General features: G+C 73.9%; 22 protein-coding genes. 12 read left to right on the top strand and 10 right to left on the bottom strand.

What is annotated here, in order from left to right:
- Positions 1-21 precede the first annotated feature (21 nt).
- The 7 genes from ACFPBZ_RS17640 to ACFPBZ_RS17610 all read right to left on the bottom strand — a co-directional run bounded on the left by ACFPBZ_RS17640 (position 22) and on the right by ACFPBZ_RS17610 (position 9,076).
- Entirely contained in the window at positions 22-2,061 is a 2,040-nt protein-coding gene (locus ACFPBZ_RS17640; RefSeq protein WP_378037397.1) for a PhoX family protein, read from the bottom strand.
- A gap of 127 nt (positions 2,062-2,188) precedes the next feature.
- A complete protein-coding gene (locus ACFPBZ_RS17635; RefSeq protein ID WP_378037396.1) occupies positions 2,189-3,436 on the bottom strand; it encodes a CynX/NimT family MFS transporter in 1,248 nt (415 codons plus the stop codon).
- Positions 3,433-4,119 carry a FadR/GntR family transcriptional regulator gene (locus tag ACFPBZ_RS17630; protein WP_378037395.1) on the bottom strand — a complete coding sequence of 229 codons (687 nt, stop codon included), beginning with the start codon at positions 4,117-4,119 and terminating at the stop codon, positions 3,433-3,435. Before ACFPBZ_RS17630 ends, ACFPBZ_RS17635 begins: the two co-directional genes overlap by 4 nt.
- 18 nt (positions 4,120-4,137) lie before the next feature.
- Entirely contained in the window at positions 4,138-5,364 is a 1,227-nt protein-coding gene (locus tag ACFPBZ_RS17625) for a hypothetical protein (RefSeq protein WP_378037394.1), read from the bottom strand.
- A 137-nt stretch (positions 5,365-5,501) separates the two neighbouring features.
- Complete coding sequence (locus ACFPBZ_RS17620) at positions 5,502-6,356, bottom strand: MaoC/PaaZ C-terminal domain-containing protein (RefSeq protein WP_378037393.1); 855 nt, start codon at positions 6,354-6,356, stop codon at positions 5,502-5,504.
- Between the two features lie 35 nt (positions 6,357-6,391).
- Positions 6,392-7,774: a 3-oxoacyl-ACP reductase gene (locus tag ACFPBZ_RS17615; RefSeq protein WP_378037392.1), complete on the bottom strand. Its 1,383-nt coding sequence runs from the start codon at positions 7,772-7,774 to the stop codon at positions 6,392-6,394.
- A gap of 12 nt (positions 7,775-7,786) precedes the next feature.
- On the bottom strand, positions 7,787-9,076 hold the full coding sequence (locus ACFPBZ_RS17610; RefSeq protein WP_378037391.1) for an acetyl-CoA C-acetyltransferase: 1,290 nt from the start codon (positions 9,074-9,076) through the stop codon (positions 7,787-7,789).
- Positions 9,077-9,134: 58 nt separating this feature from the next.
- Here ACFPBZ_RS17610 and ACFPBZ_RS17605 point away from each other — a divergent pair, with 58 nt between their 5' ends.
- The 3 genes from ACFPBZ_RS17605 to ACFPBZ_RS17595 all read left to right on the top strand — a co-directional run bounded on the left by ACFPBZ_RS17605 (position 9,135) and on the right by ACFPBZ_RS17595 (position 12,610).
- On the top strand, positions 9,135-9,872 hold the full coding sequence (locus tag ACFPBZ_RS17605) for a TetR family transcriptional regulator (RefSeq protein WP_378037390.1): 738 nt from the start codon (positions 9,135-9,137) through the stop codon (positions 9,870-9,872).
- 110 nt (positions 9,873-9,982) lie between these two features.
- Positions 9,983-12,010, top strand: coding sequence for an acyl-CoA dehydrogenase family protein (locus ACFPBZ_RS17600; RefSeq protein WP_378037389.1), 2,028 nt, complete (start codon positions 9,983-9,985; stop codon positions 12,008-12,010).
- 144 nt (positions 12,011-12,154) lie between these two features.
- Positions 12,155-12,610 (top strand): DUF4190 domain-containing protein, encoded by a 456-nt coding sequence (locus tag ACFPBZ_RS17595; RefSeq protein WP_378037388.1) that lies wholly within the window; start codon positions 12,155-12,157, stop codon positions 12,608-12,610.
- A 235-nt stretch (positions 12,611-12,845) separates the two neighbouring features.
- Here the strand turns inward: ACFPBZ_RS17595 and ACFPBZ_RS17590 are convergent, their stop codons facing one another.
- Positions 12,846-14,054, bottom strand: coding sequence for a phosphodiester glycosidase family protein (locus tag ACFPBZ_RS17590; protein ID WP_378037387.1), 1,209 nt, complete (start codon positions 14,052-14,054; stop codon positions 12,846-12,848).
- 208 nt (positions 14,055-14,262) lie between these two features.
- On the opposite strand from ACFPBZ_RS17590, the gene ACFPBZ_RS17585 reads away from it, so the two are divergent.
- The 9 genes from ACFPBZ_RS17585 (at position 14,263) to ACFPBZ_RS17545 (ending at position 23,256) form a co-directional block, all read left to right on the top strand.
- On the top strand, positions 14,263-15,351 hold the full coding sequence (locus ACFPBZ_RS17585; RefSeq protein ID WP_378037386.1) for a TerC family protein: 1,089 nt from the start codon (positions 14,263-14,265) through the stop codon (positions 15,349-15,351).
- Positions 15,352-15,363: 12 nt separating this feature from the next.
- On the top strand, positions 15,364-15,846 hold the full coding sequence (locus tag ACFPBZ_RS17580; protein WP_378037385.1) for a DUF309 domain-containing protein: 483 nt from the start codon (positions 15,364-15,366) through the stop codon (positions 15,844-15,846).
- Between the two features lie 40 nt (positions 15,847-15,886).
- The gene (locus ACFPBZ_RS17575) at positions 15,887-16,426 is read left to right on the top strand and encodes a type 1 glutamine amidotransferase domain-containing protein (protein ID WP_378037384.1); all 540 of its coding nucleotides are present in this window, start codon (positions 15,887-15,889) and stop codon (positions 16,424-16,426) included.
- 43 nt (positions 16,427-16,469) lie between these two features.
- The gene (locus ACFPBZ_RS17570; protein ID WP_378037383.1) at positions 16,470-17,813 is read left to right on the top strand and encodes a lyase family protein; all 1,344 of its coding nucleotides are present in this window, start codon (positions 16,470-16,472) and stop codon (positions 17,811-17,813) included.
- Positions 17,810-18,190: a 4-carboxymuconolactone decarboxylase gene (pcaC, locus tag ACFPBZ_RS17565; RefSeq protein WP_378037382.1), complete on the top strand. Its 381-nt coding sequence runs from the start codon at positions 17,810-17,812 to the stop codon at positions 18,188-18,190. Before ACFPBZ_RS17570 ends, pcaC begins: the two co-directional genes overlap by 4 nt.
- A gap of 123 nt (positions 18,191-18,313) precedes the next feature.
- Complete coding sequence (locus ACFPBZ_RS17560) at positions 18,314-18,949, top strand: hypothetical protein (protein ID WP_378037381.1); 636 nt, start codon at positions 18,314-18,316, stop codon at positions 18,947-18,949.
- Positions 18,950-19,013: 64 nt separating this feature from the next.
- Positions 19,014-20,990, top strand: coding sequence for an MFS transporter (locus ACFPBZ_RS17555; RefSeq protein WP_378037380.1), 1,977 nt, complete (start codon positions 19,014-19,016; stop codon positions 20,988-20,990).
- A gap of 83 nt (positions 20,991-21,073) precedes the next feature.
- Positions 21,074-22,147: a YoaK family protein gene (locus tag ACFPBZ_RS17550; RefSeq protein WP_378037379.1), complete on the top strand. Its 1,074-nt coding sequence runs from the start codon at positions 21,074-21,076 to the stop codon at positions 22,145-22,147.
- Between the two features lie 227 nt (positions 22,148-22,374).
- On the top strand, positions 22,375-23,256 hold the full coding sequence (locus ACFPBZ_RS17545; RefSeq protein WP_378037378.1) for a hypothetical protein: 882 nt from the start codon (positions 22,375-22,377) through the stop codon (positions 23,254-23,256).
- Positions 23,257-23,298: 42 nt separating this feature from the next.
- Here the strand turns inward: ACFPBZ_RS17545 and ACFPBZ_RS17540 are convergent, their stop codons facing one another.
- Complete coding sequence (locus ACFPBZ_RS17540) at positions 23,299-24,120, bottom strand: YceI family protein (RefSeq protein WP_378037377.1); 822 nt, start codon at positions 24,118-24,120, stop codon at positions 23,299-23,301.
- Positions 24,117-25,103 (bottom strand): MSCRAMM family protein, encoded by a 987-nt coding sequence (locus ACFPBZ_RS17535; RefSeq protein WP_378037376.1) that lies wholly within the window; start codon positions 25,101-25,103, stop codon positions 24,117-24,119. Before ACFPBZ_RS17535 ends, ACFPBZ_RS17540 begins: the two co-directional genes overlap by 4 nt.
- Between the last annotated feature and the right edge of the window lie 164 nt (positions 25,104-25,267).

The following is a 25,267-nucleotide window of genomic DNA, read 5'->3' as shown; positions in this document are numbered from 1 at the left end:
TGTCTGGGCACGGATTACTGCTCACGTGCCGAAGGCACCTCCGTCGGACCGCCACACCACGACCACGGCGGGACGGGCGGGGCTGCTGCCGCCGTCGGGCCAGTGCGACTTGGGCCTGTCGATGCTCGCGTCGTCGGCCTCGCCGGGGTGCTGCACCGAGACCATCGCGCAGTTCCGCATGAGGACCGGCCCGCAGGTCTCGGCGCCGGTCGGCACGGAGAGGAACTGCTTGACCCGGCCGCGGTCGGCCCCGGCGAGCGACACCGCGAAGAGGCCGTCGTTGGCGTCGAGCGCGTTGCCGTCGGTGGAGATCCACAGGTGGCCGTGGGTGGGGTCGAAGGCCAGGTTGTCCGGGCAGGAGATCGGGCTGACCTGGTCCTTCGCGAATCCGGCGTAGTAGGTGTCGGCCGCGGCCGGGTCGCCGCAGACGAGCAGCAGCGACCAGGCGAACGTCCTCGCGGTGGGGTCCGACCCGTCCTCGACGAGCTCCACCACCTGGCCGTTGGTGTTGTCGGCCCGGGGGTTGGCCGCGTCCGGGCCGGGCGCCCCCGGCTCCACCCCGCGCTCGTCGTTGTTCGTCAGCGCCATGTACACGGCCCCGGTCACCGGGTGGGGCTCGACGTCCTCGGGCCGGTCCATCTTCGTGGCGCCGACGACGTCGGCGGCCTGGCGGGTGAACAGCAGCACCTCGGTGCCGGAGAAGCCGGGGACGAACGAGCGCGCGGTCCCGTCGGGCAGTGACTCGACGAGCGGGCGCCACTCGCCGCGCCCGCCCGAGCCCCCGCCCTCGGTGGGCCCGCCGGTGAACGTCGCGACGAAGAGCGTGCCCTGGTCGAGGAGGGTCCGGTTGAATGCCCGATCAGCCGGTGCGGTGCCCGGGCGGACCTTCGCCGAGGACACGAACTTGTAGGCGTACTCGAAGCGCTCGTCGTCGCCCATGTACGCGACCGTGGTGCCGTCGGGCATCGTCCGGACGGTCGCGCCCTCGTGCTTGAAGCGCCCGAGCGCGGTGTGCTTGACGGGCGGCGCGGCCGGGTCGAACGGGTCGAGCTCGACCACCCAGCCGAAGCGGTGCGCCTCGTTCGGCTCGCGCAGCAGGTCGAAGCGCGGGTCGGCGGTCTCCCAGAGCCGCTCGCTCGCCTCGCCGTCGAGCCCGAGCCGCTCGTAGCGGGCCTTCAGCACCGGGTCGGCGACGGCCTTCCCGTTCGCGAAGTACTGGTCGATGTTCTCCTCGCCGGAGAGCACCGTCGACCACGGTGTCGTCCCGCCCGCGCAGTTGTTCAGCGTGCCGAGGACGGTCCGGCCCTCGGGGTCGGCGCTCGTGCGCACCAGCGGGTCGCCCGCCACCGGCCCGGCGAGCCGGAAGGGCGTGGTGGCGGTGACGCGCCGGTTCAGCGGGTCCTGCAGCACGCCCGTGGGCCGTCCCGACGAGGCGTCGAGCGAGACCGCGACCACGCTCATCCCGTGGGCGGCCATCCCGATCGCGATCTGCTCCGGCGTCGGCGCCTTCGCGTCGTAGCCCGGGTGCATGAACGGCTCGGTCGTGTACTCGTGGTTCGCGACGAGCAGCGCCCGCGTCGGGTCGCCGGGGATCGGCACCACCGCGAGGAAGTCGTTGTTGAACCCGAACTGCTGCGCCTGGGCGGCCGCGGTCTGGTTCGCGACGTCGAACGTCGGCGCCCCGGTGACCACGGGGTCGCCCCAGCGGATGAGCACCTGCTGGGCGTAGCCCGGCGGCACCGTCACGGCGTCGGCGGTGTTCGGCGGGACGGCGGTGAAGCCGAGGCCGGGGGCGGGCGGCACCGGGGCCGCCGATGACGGCGGGGCCGCGGGAGCCCCGGGCGCCCCGCACGCGGCGAGGGCCCCGGAGGCGCCGAGGACGAGGCCGGCCCCGAGGACGCTGCGGCGGCTGACGGTGCCCGACACGACCTCGCGGAACGTCGGGTTGTCGCTGCGGTTGCGCACGGGCCGGTCGCAGGCGTCGCCGCACTTGTAGCGGCAGTGCGTGCCCGACCGGCGGTGGCCGGTGCGGGTGAGCAGCGGCAGGAGACGTCGGTTCACGTGGGGAGCTCCGTCGACCGGGGGTGGTGGTGAACCGGACCGTAGGCACCGATCGCGGCCGAAGCGGACACATCGGGTGAACGGGGGGCGAACGGACGTGCGCCGAGCGTCACGCGCGGTCGCGCGGTCAGGCGATCGGCTCCGTCGCCTCCCGCGTCGGGTCGGGACGGGCATCGTCGGGACGGGCGGGTGTCCCGACCTGCCGGTCCCGCGCCGCCCCGAGACCCGCGAGCCCGAGCGGGACGAGCAGGACGAGCAGGGTGACCACCGGCCAGGTCCAGCTCCCGGTGGCGTCGTGGATCGCGCCGAGCGCGAACGGCCCGGTCGCGGCGACCACGTAGCCGACGCCCTGGGCCATCCCGGAGAGCTCGGAGGTGTGCGCGGCGTCGGGCGAGCGCAGCGTGATCAGGGTGAGGCCGAGCGAGATGCCGACGCCCTGGCCGAGCCCGATCAGCACCATCCACAGCGGCGCCAGCGTGCCCGCGTCGAGCAGCAGGCCGACGTAGCCGACCACCCAGAGGGCGATCAGGACGGCGACCATGTGGAACTGCGTGCGCCGCCGGGTGGCGAGGATCGGGGTGGTCGCCGACGTGACCAGCGACGTCAGCCCGGACAGGGAGAGCAGCAGGCCCGCCTGCGCGGGGGAGCGGCCCTGGTCGACGAACAGCGTCGGCGCCCACGCGACGAACGAGTAGAACTGCAGCGACTGCAGCCCCATCACCAGCGTGACCTGCCAGGCCAGGGGACTGCGCCACAGCCCGCGGACCTGGGGCGCTGCAGGGGTCCCGGTGCCGGCGCGCGCGGTGCGGCGGGCGCCGCGCACCCACGGCAGCCAGAGCAGGATCGCGAGCCCGGCCCACACCGCCCACAGCGCCAGCGACGCGCGCCAGCCCAGGCCGGTCGCGTCCTCGATCGGCACCATCACCGCGGCCGCGACCGCGCCGCCGCCGGAGATCATCGTCGAGTAGGCACCGGTCATCAGGCCCGTGCGGTGCGGGAAGTCGCGCTTCACCACCACCGGCATCAGCGTGTTGCCGATCGCGATCGCGACCCCGGCGAGCATCGAGCCGAGCAGCAGGGTCGCGAGCGAGGGCACGAGCCGGATCAGGATGCCGCCCGCGAGCACGACCAGCGCCGCGAGCAGGAGCGTCTCCACGCCCAGCCGGCGGGCGAGGCGCCCGGCGACCGGCGCGAGCAGCCCGAAGCAGAGCACGGGCAGCGTCGTGACCAGGCCCGCGACCGCACTGCCGATCCCGAGGTCGGCGCGGATCTGGGCGATCAGCGGCGACACCCCGACGACGGCCGGGCGCAGGTTCGCGGCGATCAGCAGCACCGCGACGGCGAGGAGGACCGAGCGGGCCGTCGTCCGGCTCACGCGGCACCGCCGAGGGCGTCGAGGAGGCCGTCGAGCAGCTCGTCGGAGGCGTGTCCGGCGGCCTCGGCGTCCTGCGCGCGGATCGCGTCGACGAGCTCGGTGTGGACGTGGAACGAGTCGGGATGCTCCTCGACGGTGGCGGCGATCGAGCGGGCGAGCGCGTCGCCCAGGTGGTCGAGCAGGTCGCCGAGCACCGGGTTGTGGGCGGCCGCGGCGACCAGCCGGTGGAACTCGGCGTCACCGGCGACGAACCCCTCGCGGTCGGCCGCGTCGGCGAGCCGGTGCTGCCGCGCGAGCGCCGCGTCGAGGCGCCCGAGGTCGTCGAGGGTCCGGTTCGCGGCGGCGAGCCGCGCGGCCTCGCGCTCCAGCCCGCGGCGCACCTGGAGCACGTGGCGGGCGTCGGAGCGGCGGACGTAGCGGTCCAGGGCCGTGCCCAGTCCCGAGTCGGCCCGCACCCAGGTCCCGTCGCCCTGGCGGACCTCGAGCAACCCCGTGTGCGCGAGGGCGCGCACCGCCTCGCGGACGGAGTTGCGGCCGACCCCGAGCGCCGCGACCAGCTCCGGTTCCGGCGGGATCCGCGTGCCCACCGGCCACTCGCCGGAGACCACCATCGTCTCCAGCTGCGTGATCACGTCACCGATGACGCTCGCCCGGCGCGGGCTCTCGAGAGGCACACCAGACATCCTGACATCCCATGTCTGTCAGGTGTGGTGCCGGTTCACCCGTCGGTGCTGGATCGAGGGCGGCGCGCCGGCGGTGTCGGCGATCGAGCGCAGGTCGAACGAGAGGAAGTCGCGGCTCGAGTTCTGCAGGTAGTGCTGGGCGCCCACCTGCTCGCCGGGGAAGAGCGGGAAGGCGTCGGGGTGCGGCCGGCCGGTCGGGTGGAAGTAGGCCCCCGAGACCCAGGCCGGGTTGATGTCGAGCTCCATCCCGCGCACGACCCCGGCCGAGCGGAGGATCTCCCCGAGCGTGCACACCGACAGCGCCGGGCCGCCGACGTAGACCTCCGCGCCGGTAGCGGTCACGCCGAACGCGGACCGGTCGATGTAGGCGGCCTGGCCCACGGTGGAGCCCCACTCCGCGGTGCCGCCGGTGGCGCAGGTCGGGTTCACCACGCCGTGCACTCCGTCCGGGCCGTCTACCAGGGGGACCAGGTTCTGCCGGACCGCCACCACGTCCGGGGCCATGCCCACCTCGCTGCCCCAGGCGCCCACGTCGGCGGTGCCGTCGCGGCGCAGCACGAGGCTGGCCGCGCCGGGGACCAGCGGGCGGGCCTCCCGCCCGTCGAGGTACCACCCGCCGTGGCTGTCGCCCTGCAGCCGGAACCCCGCGGAGAAGGCCGCGACGACCGTCCGCTGCTCGGTCCCGTCGATCGCGGCGGGCACCGGCCAGGTGCCGCCCGGGTCCTCGCTGCCGGGGTGCAGCACGCCGTGCACCAGCGTGGGGTCCATCCACAGCACGCCGACGGTGAACGAGGTGTGCTGGGCGTCGGGCCGGACGGAGGCCACGCGGACGGCGTCGCCGCGCGGCGTGGACACCACGGTCTGCCACTGCCCCTCGCCGGGCAGCGGGCTCAGGCCGGCCGGCGCGGGCAGGGCCGGCGGCGCCCCGGGACGTCCCGCGACGGCGCCCGCCGCGACCGGGATGCCGCCCGGGGGGACACCGCCGGTGGGCGGCTGGTGGAGCGCGTACTGCCGGGCCTCGAGCCAGGTGACCACCGGGCCCAGGCCGTGGTCGCGGCCCCACTCGGCGAGCCGGGCGGCGACGGTGTCGGACCCGGGACGGGTGAGGGCGTGCACCACCGACGGCGCCGCGACCGCCGCCAGGACCACCAGCACGACGATCACCGCCGCGAGCGTCCGGCGGCCCCACCGGCGGCGGACGGGCGGCGCGGGCGGCTCGGCGGGGGACTCCTGCAGGGCGGTCACGAGGGGACATCCTGGCCCTCTGACCTGGGGAGACGGTGAAGTCCGACGCCGGACGGGTCCGGTTCGTGCCCGTCTCGCGCGGAAGCCCCCTCGATCGACCGATCCGATCGAGGGGGCTCCCGTTCCTGGCGTGGCGGTTACGCCGGGCGCACCGTCAGCAGCAGGTGGTCCTTGCCCGAGCGCGAGCGCAGCGCGGCGTCCCAGCCGTCGGCGGCCGCGGCGGTGTACAGGTACGCCGTCGACGGGGTGCGCAGCGGCGAACGGAACACCGCGTCGACCGTGCAGGCGTCGGCGGTACGGCCGGCGAGCGCCGCGAGGACCCGGGCCTTCGACCACATGCCGTGAGCGATGGTGCCCGGCATGCCGAACGCCTTCGCCGCGAGCGAGTTGACGTGGATCGGGTTCACGTCGCCCGAGACCGCGGCGTAGCGGCGGCCGATGTCCCCGGGCACCTTCCACACCGCGTGCGGACGGTCCCCGACGACGGGGTCGGGCTCCGGTGGCGCGGAGTCGGTCGCCTCGTCCGCGGTGGCGCCCCGCACGAAGTACGTCGAGCGGGAGTGCCAGCTCGCGGCCTCGTCGGGAACGCCGACCTCGGAGACGAGGTCGACCTGGGCGCCCTTGGGGTGGGCCACCAGTCGCTCGGCGTGCACGCGCACCACCAGCGGCTCCCCGACCGCCAGGGGTCGCAGCTGGGTGATGACGTTGCGCAGGTGCACCATGCCCGGCGCGGGCAGGGGGAACTCGCGGTCGGTCATCAGCCGCATCTGCAGCGGGAACGCCAGCATGTGCGGGTAGGTGATCGGCAGCTCGCCGCCCACCCGGAACCCGCACACGTGGGCGTAGTCGGCCACCGCGTCGGCGTCGATCGTGGCGTTGACCAGTTCGAGCGTGCGGTCGGGCAGCGTGTCGCCGCCCGAGCGCGCGGTGAGCAGCGCCCGCCCGTACAGCGCGCCCAACGTGGGAGCGGAGTCCAGCGTCTCTGTGCTCATGCTCCAGCTCCGCTTCGCTGCGTGTCGTGACCCATTCAGGCCCCCAGGTAGTTCTGGCCGTCGACCCGCAGGACCTGACCGTTGACGGCGTACGAGGCGCCCTGGGCGAACCAGGCGATCGTCTCGGCGACGTCGACGGGCAGGCCGCCCTGGGTGAGCGACGAGAGCCGCCGCCCGGCCTCGCGGGTGCCGACCGGCATCGCCGCGGTCATGTCGGTCTCGATGAACCCGGGGGCGACGGCGTTGATCGTCGCGCCCTTCGCGGCGAGCAGCGGGGCGGTGGCGTCGACGAGGCCGATGACACCGGCCTTCGAGGCCCCGTACGCCGTCTGGCCGCGGTTGCCCGCGATCCCGGCCATCGACGACACCGTGATGATGCGGCCGCCGCGGTGGAAGCCGGTGTCGTCGGACGAGGCCATCAGGACGTCGTTGATCGCCAGCTGGGCGTTCAGGTTGACGTCGATGACCGAGTTCCAGCGGTCGGTGTCCTGGTTGGCCAGCAGCTTGTCGCGGGTGATCCCGGCGTTGTGCACGACGATGTCGATGCCACCGTGCCGCTCGCAGTGGGACAGGATCGCCTCGCCGGCGCCGTCGGCGGTGATGTCGAGCTGCAGCGCGGTGCCGCCGACGTCGTTCGCGGTTCGGGCCAGCGCCTCGCCCGCCGACGGGATGTCGACGGCGACGACGGTGGCGCCGTCGCGGGCCAGGGTCTTCGCCACGGTGCGCCCGATCCCGCGCGCGGCGCCGGTCACCACGGCGACCTTGCCGCGGACGGGGTGGTCCCAGTCGGTGCCCGCCGACGAGCCGGTGTAGCCGGGGACGGTGCCCACGTCGAGGCGCTGCCCGTCGACGAACGCCGACCGGCTGGAGAGGAAGAAGCGCAGGGTCGACTCGAGGTCGTTCTCCGCGCCGTCGGCGACGTGGATCAGGTTGACCGTCGCGCCGTAGCGGGCCTCCTTCGCCGCGGAGCGGACGAGGCCCTCGAGCGAGCGGCGGGCGGCGCGCACGGCGGGCCGCTCGGCCTCCGCGGGGACGTCGCCGATCACGAGGATGCGGCCCGAGGGCCCGACCCGGCGCATGCACGGCGTCAGGAAGCCCTGGATCGCCGCGAGGTCGGCCGGGGAGGACAGCCCGGTGGCGTCGACGATCGCCGCGGCGACCTTCGAGGTGGACGAGCCGCCGCCGACGGGGGCGTTCGGGTCCTCGTGGACCTCGACGCCCGCCTCGGCGAGCACCGCCCGGACCACCTTCGCGACGCGCCCGTCGGCGGTCGCGGTCCCGAGCAGCGCGGGCCCGGAGAGCAGGGGCTGGCCCGGCTCCCAGCGGCGCAGCTTCGGCACCGGGGGCAGGCCGACGTTGCCGGCGATCGCCTTCCCGATGCCCGAGTTGACGAAGTCGGAGTACCAGTCGTTCGACATGTCGGTCCTTTCTCAGGCCTCGAGGATGGCGACGACGCCCTGGCCGCCGGCCGCGCAGATGGAGATGAGCCCGCGGCCGCCACCGTTCTGGTGCAGCGTCTTCGCGAGCGTGGGGACGATGCGCGCGCCGGTCGCCGCGAACGGGTGGCCGGTGGCGAGCGACGAGCCGTGCACGTTGAGCTTGGCGCGGTCGATCGAGCCCAGCGGGGAGTCGAGGCCCAGGCGCTCCTTGCAGAACTGCGGGCTCTCCCACGCGGCGAGCGTCGCCAGCACGGTGGAGGCGAAGGCCTCGTGGATCTCGTAGAAGTCGAAGTCCTGCAGCGTGAGGCCGTTGCGCTCGAGGAGCCGCGGCACGGCGTAGGCGGGGGCCATGAGCAGGCCCTCGTCGCCGTGGACGTAGTCGACCGCGGCGGTCTCGGCGTCGACGAGGTGCGCCAGGACGGGGAGGCCCCGCTCGGCGGCCCACTCGTCGGACGCGAGCAGCACGGTGGCGGCACCGTCGGTGAGCGGCGTCGAGTTCGCCGCCGTCATGGTGGCCTCGGCCTTGTCGCCGCCCGCCGGGAAGAACACGGGCTTGAGCTTCCCGAGCTTCTCGACGGTGGAGTCGGCGCGCAGGTTGTTGTCCTTGGTGAGCCCGAGGAAGGGCGTCATCAGGTCGTCGAAGAACCCGGCGTCGTAGGCCTTGCCGAGGTTCTGGTGCGACAGGGCGGTGAGCTCGTCCTGCGCGGTGCGCTCGATGCCCCAGTGCGCGGCGGTGATGGCGGCGTGCTCACCCATCGCCATGCCGGTGCGCGGCTCCCGGTTGGCCGGGATCTCCGGGACGATCTGGCCGGGGCGCAGCCCGCCGAGGGCCTTGATCATCCCGGCGGTCGACTTGGCGCGGTTGGCCTGCAGCAGGACCGCGCGCAGGTCGTCGTTGACGGCGATCGGGGCGTCGGAGGTGGTGTCGACGCCACCGGCGATGCCGACCTCGATCTGGCCGAGGGCGATCTTGTTGCCGACGAGGATCGCGGACTCGAGACCGGTGCCGCACGCCTGCTGCACGTCGTAGGTGGGGGTGGCGGCGGACAGTCGGGAGCCGAGCACCGCCTCGCGGGTGAGGTTGAAGTCGCGGCTGTGCTTCAGCACGGCCCCGGCCACCACCTCGCCCATGCGCTCCTCGGTCAGCCCGAAGCGGGCGACGAGACCGTCGATCGCCGCCGTGAGCATGTCCTGGTTGGAGGCGCGCGCGTACGCGCCGTTGGAGCGGGCGAAGGGGATGCGGTTGGCGCCGACGACCGCCGCGCGACGGGGGCTGGCCATGGGTTCCTCCAGGGAGACGAAACGTCGTTACTCGAAAGTAGCAGGTACCGTGGGTGCCGTGAGTCGTCGTCCGCACCGTCACGAGGACGAGGGGCAGCGTGGCCCCTCGTCGACCGGCGACGCCGCGAGCGGTGACGCTCACACTGCCCCGCCACCCCGCCGTGACAAACGTTCCAGCCGGTGGGACGACCACCGGGCCGCCCGGCGCAAGGAGCTGACCCTCGCGACCATCGTCGCGATCCGTCAGCACGGGCCCGACGTCGGCATGAGCCAGGTGGCCGCGCAGGCCCGGACCTCGAAGACGGTGGTGTACCGCCACTTCGCCGACAAGTTCGACCTCTACCAGGCCGTCTGCGAGCGGGTCGGCGCCGTGATCGTCGCGCAGGTGCAGGAGGCGATGCGCGCGGCCGGGCCGCCGGCGGACATCCTGCGTCTGGGGATCGACGCGTACCTCTCGCTCATCGAGGGCGACTCCGATCTGTACCGCTACGTGATGCGCCCGCCCGGTTCCGAGCGGGCCACCGGGGCGGGCGACAGCGACTTCGTCGGCGACCTCACGTCCTTCATCGGCGACCACGTGGGCGGGATCATCTCCACGGAGCTGCACCGCCAGGGACGCGACCCGACCCCGGCCACCACCTGGGGGCACGCGGTCGTCGGGATGGTGCGGGCCGTGGGTGACCACTGGCTCACCTCCCGCCCCGACGTCCCCCGCCGCGTGATCACCGAGGAGATCGCCGACCTCGCCTGGGGCGGGCTGGCGCTCACCGTGAGCTCCTCGGCCGCCTCCGCCTGACGCGGCGGCGCCCCGGTCGGTGACGCCGCCCACCGGGGACGTTGCACGATCGGCAGACGGGGTAATACTGGACCTACTCGTCAGTAACTTCGTATGAGGAGGCCTTCCCGATGGCCGCTCCGCTGTCCGTCCCGCCCTCGCCCTCCGACGTCACCGGGCACTCGGTCGACGCGATGCGCCACTCGCTCGACGGCCGCTGGTCGTGGCTGCGCGACGAGATCCGCGCCCGCGACGACTTCGCGGAGCTGCGCGTCGATCCCGCCGCCGACTCGGAGACCCACCGGCAGCGGGTGTGGGAGATGCTCGAGCAGCTCGCGGCCGACGGGCACGCGGTGCACGGCTTCCCCACCGCCGTCGGCGGTCGCGGCGACATCGGCGGCTCGGTGGTCTCGTTCGAGATGCTCGCCTTCGCCGACCTGTCCCTGCAGGTCAAGAGCGGCGTGCAGTGGGGCCTGTTCGGCGGCGCGATCCAGGCGCTCGGCAATCCCGAGCAGCAGGCCCGCTACCTGCCCTCGGTGATGGACCTGTCGCTGCCCGGCTGCTTCGGCATGACCGAGACCGGCCACGGCTCCGACGTCCAGTCGGTGCACACCACCGCGACGTACGACCCGGCCACCGGCGAGTTCGTCGTCGACACGCCCACCGAGTCGGCGCGCAAGGACTACATCGGCAACGCGGCCCGCGACGGCCGGATGGCCGCCGTGTTCGTCCAGCTGTGGTCGGCGCCGGAGGGCGAGACCCCGACGCGGCACGGCGTCCACGCGGTCCTCGTCCCCCTGCGCGACGAGGCGGGGAACGTCCTGCCCGGGGTCGAGATCACCGACGACGGGCACAAGGAGGGGCTCAACGGCGTCGACAACGGCCGTCTCGCCTTCCACGGCGTCCGCGTACCGCGCGAGAACCTGCTCGACCGCCACGGCAGCGTCGCCGCCGACGGCACCTACTCGAGCTCGATCGACAGCGAGAACCGCCGCTTCTTCACGATGCTCGGCGCCCTCGTCCGGGGCCGCGTCAGCGTCTCGGGATCGGCGGTGGGCGCGGCGATGCTCGCCCTGACGATCGCCATCCGCTACGGCGAGGCCCGCCGCCAGTTCGCGGCCCCGGGCGGCGACGGCGAGATCGCGATCCTCGACTACCTCGCCCACCAGCGGAAGCTGCTCCCGCTGCTCGCCCGCACCTACGCGCTGCGCTTCGCCCAGAACGAGCTCGTCGAGATGCTCCACGACATCCAGACCGAGCGGGAGGCCGGCGGCTCGGTCGACGAGAAGCGCCAGCGGGAGCTCGAGTCCCGCGCCGCGGGGATCAAGGCCCTCGCCACCTGGAACGCCACCGAGGTCATCCAGGTCTGCCGCGAGGCGTGCGGCGGGCAGGGCTACCTCTCGGAGAACCGGCTCGCGGCCCTGCGGGCCGACACCGACGTCTTCACCACGTTCGAGGGCGACAACACCGTCCTGCTCCAGCTCGTCGCCAAGGGCCTGATCTCGGGCTACGCCGACGACTTCGGCAACCTCGACACCTTCGGCACCATCCGCTTCGTCGCGGACCAGGTGCTCGACACCGTCGCGGAGCGCACGTCGCTGCACCAGCTCGCCGAGCGCCTGCGCGGGGCGGCGGCCGGCGGGGACGAGGACCAGATGCTCGACTCCTCGTGGCAGATCAAGCTGCTCGACGACCGCGAGGAGCACACGCTCGACTCGCTGGTCCGCCGCCTGCGGCCCGCCCGGGGCAAGGGTGTCTCCCCCGACCGCGCCTTCGACATCTTCAACCGGGCGCAGGACCACCTGCTCCACGCGGCCCGGGCCCACCTCGACGGCCTCGTGCTCGACGCCTTCAACCGCGCGTGCGAGTCGGTCACCGACCCGGCGGCCGCGCGGCTCATGCGCTCGCTCTGCGACCTCTACGCGCTGTCGGTCGTCGAGAACGACAAGGGCTGGTTCCTCGAGCACGGCCGCATCTCGGCGGCACGGTCGAAGGCGGTGACGGCGGAGATCAACAAGCTCTGCCGCACGCTGCGCCCGCACGCCCGCACGCTGATCGACGCCTTCGGGATCCCCGAGGCCTGGATCGGCGCGCCGATCGCGACCGGCTCGGAGACCCGACGGCAGGACGAGGCGATCGCGCACGGGGCGCAGGTCTGACGGGTCCGGGGGAGGCGTCATGCACCACGGGACGATCCACCCGGGTGCGAGGCGACTTCCTCGGGCCTGACCCGGTCAGGCGGTGTCGATCCGGGCGCGACGGGTAGAAGGTGGGGCAAGTACCCCGTCAGAGAGGAACCCGTCGTGACCGAGACCTACGGCCAGTGGGACGCGGGGTCGACCGCGCCGCCGCCGAAGCCGAAGAACGGGATGGGCGTCGCCGCCCTCGTGTTCGGCATCCTCGCGGTGCTCACGTTCTGGCTGCCGATCGTGGGCCTCGTGCTCGGCCTGCTCGCCATCGTCTTCGGCGTGATCGGTCGCGGCCGCGTCCGCAAGATGCAGGCGACGAACGGCGGCGTGGCGCTGACCGGGCTCATCCTCGGCGTGCTCGTGTTCATCGTGAACGTCGTGCTCTCGGTCGCGCTGTTCCTGTTCGGCTTCGCGTTCTTCAGCGTCGGCGGGGGCAACACCCTGCAGCAGTTCCAGGACTGCATCAGCCAGTCGCAGAACGCGCCCAACCCCGCCGCGGTGCAGCAGGCGGCCCAGCAGTGCGCGACCCAGTTCGGCCAGCAGCTGCCGAGCCTGGGCGGCGGGCAGTAGCCCCACGGACGACGACGGCCCCGCACTCCACCGGAGTGCGGGGCCGTTCTCGTGATGAGGGTGTCCGAGCCGGGCTATGAGCCGCCTCGCGGCGCGTGGCACACCAGGGCTTCAGCCGAACGATCGTCCCTGGCGGCACTTATTAATGAGACCCGGGGGCACATGGCGCCCGGCTCGGACACCCGATCCAACCACGACCCCGGGCCGTGTGTTCCCGCCCGGGTCGAATTCCTCGTCAGCCCGCCGGCACCACGGCCAGTCCGTCGGCGACCGGGCGCAGCGGCGTCTGCGACGGGGCGTTCACGACGACGAGGCGTCCCCCGGCCGGGCGGCGCACCATCTGCGTCGACCCGCCCCCGTCGAGCGCGACCGCCTGCGGGATGCCGAGCTCCACCACCAGCTGCCCGAGCTCCGCGAGCGTGGCGCCGACGCTCGCCTCCTGCCGGCCGTCGACCGCGACCAGGAACAGCGTGCGGCCGTCGGCGGAGAGCCCGACCGCCGTCCGCGGCGCCCGCTCGGAGGTCTGCAGGCCCGGCCAGGGGGCGCCGCCGCGCACGAGCGGGAGCGCCCCGAGGGCGACCCGCAGCGGCGGGGTGTCGGGGGCGGTCGCGGTCCAGCGGGCGTCGACCGGGTCGCCGGGGCGCAGCGCGCGCATCGTCACCGCCGCGGCGTCGCGGGCGACGAGGGCGACCTCCCCGGCGGGCACGGCGGTGGTCCCCACCGCGCCCACGGCCACCGCCTTCCCGGCCTTCACCCGCACCTCGACGGCGTCCCGGCTGCAGGGGGCCGCCGCGTCGGTGTCCGAGCCGCACACCGTGCGGGCCCGGGTGCGGGCGCCCCAGCCGGGGGTGAAGACCGCGATGCCGCCGACCGGCACGGCGTAGAGGTTCAGCCCGGCCAGGGGCAGGTCGCGGCCGGCCGCGCGGACCGACCCCGAGAACAGCACCCGGCCGATGTGCCCGACGCCCGCCCGGTCGATCCCGACGACCGTGTCCGGGCTCGACCCGGGCGGTCCGGGCGGGGCGGGGCGACGCCCGAGCGGCACCGCCGACTTCAGCAGCGCCCCCGACTCCAGCTCCACGCCCACCGACGCGCCGGTGCGGCCCTCGTCGAAGAAGTTGCCGTTGACGGCCCCGATCGCGTTCCGGCGCGCCGCCAGGTCGGGCACGGTGCCGGTCGCCGCCACCGACGCGGGACGCAGCAGGGCGATCGCCACGCTCCGGTTCGCGAGGTCGACCCGGATCAGGTGCCCGCGCACCCGGCCGGTCGCGGCCGTCGTCGTGAACTCGCGGTACCCGGTGCCGGGCACGTCGTCGGCCCGCGGGGCTCCCAGGGCGTCGAGGACGCGGCCGGTGGGGCCGGGACCGGGCGGCGGCGGGGGTGGCGCGGCCAGGGCGGTCGGTGTGACGAGCAGCGCAGCGAGCACCGCGGCGCTCAGCACCACCGGCGTGGACCTCGTGATCGGACCCCTCCTCCGCTGTCGTACGGCTCAGCAGCGTGACCCGTGTGGGGGTGCGTGGGAGGCAGGGCGGGGCCGGAGGGGTCAGAGTTCCCCGGGACGGGTGGCGTGGCGGGCCTCACCGGGTAAAGGGAACTTCAAGAGCTCCTCTCCCGTTGGTCGGGGAGTTGTCGGAGCGGTACGAGGAGGAAGCGTGACGGTCCCGTTGTGGGTCTGGGCGGCGACGGTCGGCGGCATCGTCGTCCTGGTGGGCATCGACATCTGGCACGCCCGGTCGCCCCACGAGGTCAGCTTCCGTGAGGCCACCCTCTGGTCGGTGATCTACATCGCGGTGGCTCTCGCCTTCGGCGCCGGCGTGTGGATCTTCATGGGCTCCCAGTCGGGCATCGAGTACATCTCGGGCTGGCTGGTCGAGAAGAGCCTCTCGGTCGACAACCTGTTCATCTTCGCGGTGATCCTCGCCCAGTTCGCCGTGCCGAAGCGCAACCAGCAGAAGGTCCTGCTCTGGGGCGTCATCGGGGCGCTCGTGATGCGGGCGATCTTCATCCTCATCGGTGCCGCGGTGATCAACGCCTTCAGCTGGGTGTTCGTCATCTTCGGCCTGTTCCTGCTCTACACGGCCTACGGGCTGCTCCGGTCGCACGGCGAAGAGCCGAAGGACATGAGCGACAACCTGGCGGTGCGGGCGACGCGCAAGCTCGTCACGGTGCACGAGGAGGACACGCAGGCGGGCGACAAGCACGACGGGCAGTTGTGGCGGCGCGTCGGGGGGAAGCTCGGTGTCACGCCGCTCTTCATCACCGTGATGGTGATCCTGTCGGTCGACCTCGTCTTCGCGCTCGACTCGATCCCGGCGATCTTCGGGATCACGCAGAACGCCTACATCGTCTTCACGGCCAACGCCTTCGCCCTGCTCGGCCTGCGGGCTCTGTACTTCCTGCTCGTCGGCCTCCTCGACCGCCTCGTGCACCTCTCCTACGGGCTGTCGTTCATCCTGGCCTTCATCGGTGTGAAGCTCGTGCTGCACTTCCTGCACGAGGACATCAACCCGGCGATCCCCGAGATCCCGACCTGGCTCTCGCTGGTCGTCATCCTGGTGACGCTCACCGTCGTCACGATCACGAGCCTCTACGCCACGCGCGGCAACCTGCCGAAGTCCGGCGACTCCGCTGACACCGACGGGTCGGACTCCGACGAGACCGGGCGCGACGAGGCCACCGCGACGGAGGCCGGCACCACCGGCACGACGGACGAGCCGGCGGACGCCTCGCGCCGGACGTGACACCGTGGGGGCGTGACCTCCCCCCGCGAACGGGACCGTGACGACGAGGGCCGGGCGCGCAGCGCCCGGCCCCGGGACGCGGCGGGCCGACCGCTGCCGCCCGGCGAGGCCGGCGTGGAGCGGGTCGACGAGGACGTCGTCCTGCCCCCCGACGAGTCGCTCCGCGAGGCCCAGCGCCTGCTCGACGGCGGCTTCCCCTTCCACGCCCACGAGGTCCTCGAGGGCGCGTGGAAGTCGGGTCCCGGCGACGAGCGCGCCTTGTGGCAGGGCCTCGCGCAGCTCGCGGTGGGCCTGACCCACGCCCAGCGGGGCAACCGCCGCGGCGCGGTGTCGCTGCTGCGCCGCGGCGCGGACAACCTGGTCGACGGCACGTCGGTGGCGGGCCGGCACGGCGTCGACGCCGAGGGCGTGGCGACCTGGGCGCGGACCCGGGCCGACGCGGCCGAGGCGGGCGGCGAGCTCGAGGCGGGACCGCCGCCCCGGCTGCGGGGATGAGCACCGTTTCGCCCGGCGACGGGGTCGGGAACCCGATGCCATGGCCAACGAACTCTCCGGCAAGCGCATCGCGATCCTCGCCGCCAGCGGCGTCGAGCAGGTCGAACTGACCCAGCCCCGGCAGGCCGCCGAGGACGCCGGTGCCACCACCACGCTGATCTCGGTCGACACCGGCGACATCCAGGCGATGAACGGCGACATCACCCCCGCCGACACCTTCACGGTCGACCAGGCCATCGGCTCGGTCTCGGCCGACGACTTCGACGCCGTGATCCTGCCCGGCGGCACCTGCAACCCCGACACCCTGCGCCAGAACGCCGACGTGATCTCGTTCGTGCAGGCCATCGCGGGCGCGGGCAAGCCGATCGCGGCGATCTGCCACGCCCCGTGGACCCTCGTCGAGGCCGACCTCGTCAAGGGCAAGCGCCTCACGTCGTTCCCGAGCCTGCGCACCGACATCCGCAACGCCGGCGGCACCGTCGTCGACGAGGAGGTCGTCGTCGACCAGGGCCTCATCACCAGCCGCAACCCGAACGACCTCGACGCGTTCTGCGCGACCATCGTCAAGGAGTTCGCCTGATCCTGAGGTCGGGGACACGGCACGGGCGCGGCATGATGCGCCCGTGACTCCCGGCCTCTTCGACGAGATCCTCGCCCGCGGCGGGGTGCGGGACGCCGTCGGCGACCCGGCCTGGCTGCGGGCGCTGCTCGAGGTCGAGGCGGCGCTCGCGCTCGCCGCCGCCGACGCGGGCACCCTCGAGCCCGCCCTCGCCGCGGGCATCGCGGACGCGTGTTCGGCCGACCGGTTCGACGTCGGGGAGATCGCCGCCGACGCGGCCGCCGCCGGCAACCCGGTGGTCCCGCTGGTCACCGAGTTGCGGGCCGTCGTCCGGACCGAGGTCTCCGACGAGGCCGCCGCGGCGGTGCACCGGGGCGCCACCAGCCAGGACGTCATGGACACCGCGTCCGTGCTCGTGGCCCGGCGGGCGCTCGACGTGATCGCCGCCGACCTGGGCACAGCCGCCGACGCGGCCGCCGTCCTCGCCAGGGTCCACCGCGACACCCCCGCGGCCGGCCGGACGCTGCTCCAGCAGGCCGCGCCCGTCACCGTCGGGCTGCGCGCCGCGGGCTGGGCGAGCGGGCTCGACGCGGCCGTCGTCGCGCTGCGCTCCTGGCGACCGGCGGCCCAGCTCGGCGGGGCCGTGGGCACGCTGGCCGCCTTCGCGGGGCACGGCCTCGCGGTGCGGGCCGCCTTCGCCCGCCGCCTGGGGCTCGACGAGCCGGTGCTCGCCTGGCACACCGAGCGCGGCCGCGTCGCAGAGCTCGCCGGGGTGCTCGGGCGCGCCGGCGCTGCGGTCGGCTCGGTCTCCACCGACCTGGTGCTCCTCGCCCAGACCGAGGTCGGCGAGGTGCGCGAGGACGTCCCCGGCCGTGGCGGGTCCTCGACGCTGCCCCACAAGCGGAACCCGGTCGGCGCGATCTCCGCCCGGGCCGCGGCCGTCGCCGTGCCGGGTCTGGTCGCGGCCGTGCTGAATGCCGCCTCCGGGCACGAGTACGAGCGCGCCGCCGGCCCGTGGCACGCCGAGTGGCGCCCGCTGCGGGAGCTGCTGGGCACCGTCGGGTCGGGTGCCGCGTGGCTCGCCGACGCGCTCACCCACCTCGCCCTCGACCCCGCGGCCGTCGCCGCCTCGCTCGAGGTCACCGGCGGCCTGCTGCTCGCCGAGAACGTCGCGACCGCCCTCCGGGGCCGCGTCGACGACCCGAAGGGCCTGGTCACGGTGGCCGCGTCGACGTCGCGCGACTCCGGCCGGGCGTTCGCCGACGTGCTCGCCGAGGCGCTGCACGGCACCGACGTCACCCGCGCGGAGATCGACGCCGCGCTCGACCCGGCGGCGCACGTGGGGGAGTCGGCGGCCCTCGTCGACGCCTTCCTGGCCGCCCGTTCCCCCTCGGAGGACCCCGCATGAGCGCAGAACTCGACCCGGCCGGCCTCGCGACCCGCCGGGAGGTGCTCGGCGACGAGCACGTCGACCGGTCGATCGCCAACACCGACGCCACGACCCAGGACTTCCAGGCGTTCATCACGCAGTACGCGTGGGACGGCATCTGGAACCGGCCCGGGCTCGACCGGCGCCAGCGCAGCATCGTCACGCTCTCGGTCCTCGCCGCGCTGCACCACGACGGCGAGCTCGCGCTGCACGTCCGCGCCGCCGTGCGCAACGGCCTGACCCGCGAGGAGATCCGCGAGGTGCTGCTGCAGGTCGGGGTGTACGCCGGGGTCCCGGCCGCCAACCGGGCGTTCGGCGTGGCGCAGAAGGTGCTGGCGGAGCTCCCCGAGGAGTAGCCCGGGTGTCAGCACTGCGGCCATGCTGACACTGATCGTCACAAACGCCGCCGGTACGGGCCGTGCCGTCGGGAGGGCCCGCTACCGTGGGCGATCACGAGCGACGTGGTCGAGAGGACGAGGGTGCGGGGACGACGAGTTGCGGTCGCGGCGCTGCTGCTGGCCCTGGTGGGCGGGTGCTCGTCCGAGGGCACGCTCGCGACGCCGCCGATCCCGACGTTCCCGGGCCCGGGTGCCGCCGCCGCGTCGAGCGCGCCGCCGCCCCGCTCGACGCTGATCCCCACCGACTGCAACCAGGTCCTTTCGAAGGACGACCTGCCGAACCTGCTCGGCCTGCCGCTGGGCACCGTCGACGTCCGGGCGCTGCGCGACGTCCCGGCGCCGTCGGTCGGGCGCCTCGAGCGGCTGACCTGCACGTACTCCTCGGTCGGCGGGGCCGGGGCCGCGCCGGCGGGCTCGCAGGTCCTCAAGGTGCTCGCCAGCGGCTACACCACGCCCGAGGCCGCGCTCGCCCAGGTCGCGCTGAACAACCGGGTGCTCCAGGGGGAGGGCGTGGCGCCGGTCGACACCCCCATCGGGGCGGCCGCCGGCACCTTCTTCGCCGATCCCGACGGCCCGATCCTCGTGGTCGCCTACCGCCGGGTGACGGTCAGCCTCACGCTCACCCGGGGCGGGGACCTCTCGGGTGAGGCCCAGCGCTCGTTGCTCGTCGACCTCGCCCAGCGGGTGCTCCCCGTGCTGGTCCCCGCGGGCTCCTGACGGTCCACCCGCCGCCACAGGGAGTACCTTGTCGTTTGCCTAGCTAACGACAAGGGGGGCCAGCATGTCGACCGACCGCTACAAGTGGGTGGCGCTGTCGAACACCACCCTCGGCGTGCTGATCGTGACGATCAACATGTCGATCCTGCTGATCGCGCTGCCCGACATCTTCCGCGGCATCGACATCGACCCGCTCGCACCGTCGAACGTCAGCTACCTGCTCTGGCTGATCATGGGCTACCTCGTGGTCACCGCGGTGCTCGTCGTGAGCTTCGGGCGCATCGGGGACATGTACGGGCGCACGAGGATGTACAACCTCGGCTTCGCCGTGTTCACCGTCTTCTCGGTGCTGCTTGCCGTGACCTGGATGCACGGGGACGCCGGGGCGGTCTGGCTGATCGTCATGCGCGTCCTGCAGGGCGTCGGCGGCGCGCTGCTGCTCGCGAACTCCACCGCGATCCTCACCGACGCCTTCCCCACCCACCAGCGCGGCCTGGCCCTGGGCATCAACTCGATCGCCGCGATCGCCGGGTCGTTCCTCGGCCTGCTCATCGGCGGCGTCCTCGCGCCCGTGTCGTGGCACCTCGTGTTCGTCGTCAGCGTGCCCATCGGCGTCTTCGGCACCGTCTGGGCCTACTACAAGCTGCGCGAGACCGGCGAGCGGCACGAGGCGCGCATCGACTGGTGGGGCAACGTGACCTTCGCGGTCGGCCTGGTCGCGGTGCTCGTCGGGATCACCTACGGCATCCAGCCCTACGGCGGTCACGTGATGGGCTGGACGTCGCCCACGGTGCTCACCTGCCTGATCGGCGGCGTGATCGTGCTCGGCGTCTTCGCGGTGATCGAGACCCGGGTCGCCGAGCCGATGTTCCACCTGTCGCTGTTCCGCATCCGCGCCTTCACCGCCGGCAACGTGGCGAGCCTGCTCGCCGCCCTCGGTCGCGGCGGGCTGCAGTTCATCCTCATCATCTGGCTGCAGGGCATCTGGCTGCCCCAGCACGGCTACGACTACGAGTCGACCCCGCTCTGGGCCGGCATCTACATGGTCCCGCTGACCATCGGCTTCCTCGTGGCCGGACCGATCTCGGGGATCCTGTCCGACCGCCACGGGGCCCGCGCCTACGCCACCGTCGGCATGCTCGGCGCGGCGGTGAGCTTCCTGCTGCTCAAGTTCCTGCCCGTCGATTTCTCGTACGTCGGCTTCGCGATCATCCTCGCGCTCAACGGCCTGTCGATGGGCCTGTTCTCCTCGCCGAACCGCGCCGCGATCATGAACTCGGTCCCGCCGCGCCAGCGCGGGGCGGCCGCGGGCATGACCTCGACGTTCCAGAACGGCGCGACGGTCCTGTCGATCGGCATCTTCTTCTCGATGCTGATCCTCGGGCTGTCCCGGTCGCTGCCGGCCGCCCTGCACGACGGCCTGGTCGCCCACGGCGTGCCCGCCGACGCCGCGCAACGCATCTCCGAATTGCCCCCGGTGTCCACGCTGTTCGCCGCGCTGCTCGGCTACAACCCGATGGAGACGCTCCTCGGGCCCGGCGTGCTCGCCCGGGTCGGCCCGGAGCAGGCGCAGTTCCTCACCGGCCGGTCGTTCTTCCCGCAGCTGATCAGCGGGCCGTTCGCCGACGGCCTCACCTTCGCGCTCGTGTTCGCCGCCCTCTGCTGCGTGGTCGCGGCGCTCGCGTCGCTGCTGCGCGGCGGCAAGTACGCGTACACGGAGCCCGAGGCGTCGCACGCCGGGTACGACGATGCCGACGGCGCGCTCGTCGGCGCTCCGGGACGCCTGCTCCGGGGCCGCGTGCTCGGTCCCGACGACGCCCCGACCCCAGCCGTGCTGACCCTCGTCGACCACGCCGGTCGTCAGGCCGGCCGGACCGAGGCCGACGGCGAGGGCCGGTTCGCGCTGGAGCCCCCGTCGACGGGCGACTTCCTGGTGATCGCCACCCCGAAGGGCGGGGACACCACGGTCGCGCCGCGGGCCACGCAGGTCTCGGTGACCGGCGGCGCGGTGGACCTCGACCTCGTCCTCGACCGCCGGTAGGAGCCCCGTCGTCGGGTCGGCATGACGCTCCTCACGGTCGCAGGTAACGCGTTGGCAAAGAACGCCCGCGACCGTGGGTGAGCGTGACCGGATTCGATCATCCAGAGCAGAGACCACGGCTGCTCGGCGCCGTCACCGTGATCCTGACGGCGGCAGCGGGGGCCATCGACGTCGTCACCTTCTTCGCGTTCAACCAGGTGTTCGCCTCGACGATGACCGGCAACCTGGTCCTGCTCGGCCTCGGCATCGGCCAGCAGGAGTGGGCGCAGGTGGTCGACAACGTCTGCGCGATCGGCGGCTACTGCAGCGGCCTCGTCGTCGGGACCCTCGTCTGCGGGGTGGCGATGCGGCGGCTGCCGTGGCGCAACGCGGTGGGGATCGCCCTGACCGTCGAGCTCGCGCTCCTCATCGCGGTCGGCGTGGTGTGGTGGGGAGTCGACGACGCCTCGCCGATCGGCGCGGTGCGGGTGATCGTGCTCGTCGTCGGGTCGGGGCTCGCGATGGGCGTCCAGGCCGCGGCGATGCGCTACATCGGCCCGGCCGGCACGCCGACCAGCTTCCTCTCGGGGACGGTCACCAACTGGGTGTCGAGCCTCGTGGAGCTGCACAAGCCGTTCACCTGGCGCTGGAACTCGCCGCTGCGGATCGGCGTCATCGTCGTCGCGGCGGCCGGCAACGCGGTGATCCAGGCGGAGGTGCCGGACATCGCCTTCGCGGTGCCCGTGCTGCTCGTGGCCGCCGCGATCGTCTGCATGGCGATCGTGACCCGCGCGAACCACGGTGGCCTGGTGGCGGGGGAGCCGGAGTTCGCCCCGGACCCCCGCGAGGAGGTCCCCGACGCGGAGCCGGAGCCCGAGGTCGTCGACGAGGGCGTGCGGGCCGGCGTCGGACGCCTCGTCGGGCGGGTGATCGACCCGCACGGCACGCCGAGCCCCGCGGCGGTGACCCTGGTCGACATGACCGGGCGGCAGGTCCACCGCGCCCACACCGAGGTCGACGGCCGGTTCGACGTCCAGCCGCCGGAGGCGGGCGAGTTCGTGCTGATCTGCACCCCGCACCGGATGGGCGGGCGCGCCCCGCGGCCCCGGGCCGTGGTGGTCTCGGTGGACGGGGTCGCGGTGACCCACGACGTGGTGCTCGGGACCTCCGGGTCCTAGTCGTGTTCCCCCGCGACGGCCCTGTCGCGGATTCCGTCCTTCTCGGGTCGCCTTGTCGTTGTGAGTCACTGCGACAAGGTGAGCGCCGGGGAGCGAAACCCGCGACAGGGCGGCCGACCGCCGTCCGGAGCAGTCGTCCGTCCCCACCGGCAGTCCTCCGGGCGGTTGTCCCCAGGCGGCCGGCGCGGATTCCCGTGCGCTGCCGCGACGCCCACACCCTCGTCGTCATGCCGTGGTTCGAACCCGCTCCCGGGGACGCGGGGCTGTTGCGTCGCAGCCGCCTCGCCCTGGTGGAGGACGTCACCCTCATCGACAAGGCCCTGCGTCGCGGGAAGATCCAGCGAGTCCAGCGCGGGGTCTACAAGGAGGGCGCCGAGCCCGACGAGTGGGAACGGGCGTGGGCGGCGTGCGCCACCGTGCGCGGCTGCGATCCGGTCGCGAGCCACCGCACGGCAGCTCGGGTGCTCGGACTCGAGGTGCCGTCCGGTGGGCCGGAGGAGGTCACGATCCCGCGCGGGGAGCGGCGTCCCCATCGCGCCGATCTGCGGTTCCACACCACGACGATCGCCGCCGAGGACCAGATCGACCTCGACGGGCTCCGACTCACGAGCACCGCGCGCACCGTGGTCGACCTGTGCCGGACCGAGGAGGAGTACCGCGCCGTGTGGGCCGTCGAACGAGCGCTGGCGCGGAAGCTCGTCGCCCGGGCGGAACTCGACGCGGCGCTCGGTCGCGCCCGCGGGGTGCCGGGTGTGGCCCGGGCGCGCCGTCTCGTCGCGTCGGCTCGCCCGTTGTCCGGGTCGCCGCTCGAGACCGCAGGTCGCCTGGCGATCGTCGCCGACGGCATGGAGGAGCCGGAGGTCCAGATGCCGATCGTCCGGGCCGACCAGAGGGACGCGTACGTCGACCTCGGGTTCCGGCGGCAACGCACGGGGCTGGAGTTCGACGGGCGGTCCGAGCACGGGATGGAGATGGCCGTGTTCGAGGACCGGGACCGGCAGAACCAGATCGTGCTGCGCGACCTGACGATCTACCGGTTCTCCTGGTTCGACGTCTTCCGGCGGCGACCGCACTTCCTCCGCACCGTCCGCAGCTCGATCGGCGCCTGAGGGCGACACGGTGGGGCCGGGGCCCGACCGACGGAGCACGGATCAGGCCGGGGCCCGGACCGCCTCGATGTCGATCTCCACCCGCAGCGTGCGCCCGATCGCGAAGATGCCCGCGATCACCGACTGGTTCCAGGAAATGTCGAAGTCGTCGCGGGAGAGCTGCGTGGTCGCGGAGAACCCGGCGCGCTCGCCGCCCCACAGGTCGGGGCCCGCGCCGTGGTAGACGACGTCGAGGGCGACGCGGTTGCTGACGCCCTTGAGCAGGAGGTCGCCGTACATCGTCCAGTGGTCGGGCGCGTGCCCGACGACCTGCGTCGAGTCGAACCGGATCTCGGAGAAGCGCAGGACGTCGAGGAAGTCGGGGGCGCGCAGGTGGGCGTCGCGGCGGTCGTCGTCGGTGTCGACGCTGCCGGAGTCGATCGCGGCCGACACCGTGGTGGTGTCGAGCGACGTGCCCATGTCGATGTGCCCGGTGAAGCTGCGCAGCCGCCCGTGGACCTTGGTGATCCCGAGGTGGAACGCCGAGGCCGCGATGCGCGAGTGCACCGGGTCGATGTCCCAGCGGCCGGGGGCGGGGAGCTCGAGCGCGCCGGTGCGGGTGAGCACCACCCGCCCGAGGGCACCGGAGCCGGGCCCCGCGACGGGGCGGGCCGACGGGGTGTGGCCGACGGCCGAGGTGATGACGGTGCAGGGCCCGGCGGGCAGGTCGTCGAGCACGAAGCGCCCGTCGTCGCCCACCCCGGTGCCGCCGATCTGCACGCCCGCCGCGTCGATGACGGTGACGACCGCGAACGGGACGGGCCAGCCGTCACTGGTGACGGCGATGCCGCTGACGCGCTGGACCCCGGAGCGTGTGGCCGTCATCGGCGGCCGTCGGAGTCGAAGGTGGTGTCGAACGAGCCGTCGGCCGCCGAGGCGTGCCGGCCGTTGTGGCCGAGCCCGTTGCCGTTCCCGTTGGTGCCGTTCCCGTTGCTCCCGGCGGCGTAGGCCCCGGCGGGCACGGCGTCGGCGCCGAAGTCGGAGAACGACCCGTGGTCGGCCGGGGCGTCGTCGGCCGGGCCGAGGGCCGGCGGGGTGAGGGTGAGCGTGATCTCGGAGGGCGTCCCGGCCCCGACCTCGATCTCGCTGGCCACGGGGGCGTAGCCGCTCGCGGTGATCGTGTACGTGCCGGGGGCGACCTCGCCGAAGGTGAACGCGCCGTCCTCGCCGGTCACGGCCGCGCCGACGACGTTGCCGTCGGCCCCGACGAGGGTCGCGAGGGCCTCGCCGACGGGGCGGCCGCCGGAGGCGGAGCGCACGACGCCGGTGAGGCGGAGCTGGGTGACCAGCGCGATGTCGCGGGTGACCCGGCCCTCGGAGGGGATCTGGACCGTCTCGGCGACGGGCGTGGTGTCGGGGCCGGCCGCGGTGAGCGTGTACGTGCCCTCGTCGAGGTCGGCGAAGCGGAAGGACCCGTCGTCCTGCGAGCGGGCGACCGCGACGACGGTGCCCCGCACGTCGGTGAGGGTCAGCACCACGCCGGCGGTGCCGCGGACGCCGCCCTCGTGCCCGGTCCCGACGGTCCCGTCGAGGGACGCGCCGCCGCCGGCGAGCGTGACGTCGTGGCGCTGCGGGCCGTCGGCCACGGCGACGAGCGAGGCCTTGGGCTGGTGGGTCGACGACGAGCAGATGACCAGGTAGGTGCCACCGGTCGACGGGGTGAGGCGGTACTCGCCGGACTCGTCGGACACGGCGCGGTCGAGCTGGTCGCCCGCGAGGTCGCAGAGGGTCAGCGCCGCTCCGGGGAGCGGACCGCCGTCCCCGCGTGAGACCCGACCGAAGATCGTGATCGGCTGCTGTCCGTCCACCGTCGCACTCCTTGCTCACTACCGCCCCGGGCGGCCCGACCAGGCCTCCCCACGGCCGGAACAGGCTCCCGACCGCGACACCGGGCACTGTTCCCGCCCGGAGGCTCCCGGGACACCCGCGGGAGCCCGGACCACCCGAATTTCACTTGAATAGTACAAGCATT

Source organism: Actinomycetospora atypica, from assembly GCF_042653685.1.
GTDB lineage: Bacteria > Actinomycetota > Actinomycetes > Mycobacteriales > Pseudonocardiaceae > Actinomycetospora > Actinomycetospora atypica.
Note: the sequence above shows the minus strand (reverse complement) of the source record. Positions and strands in the feature narration are given on the sequence as shown.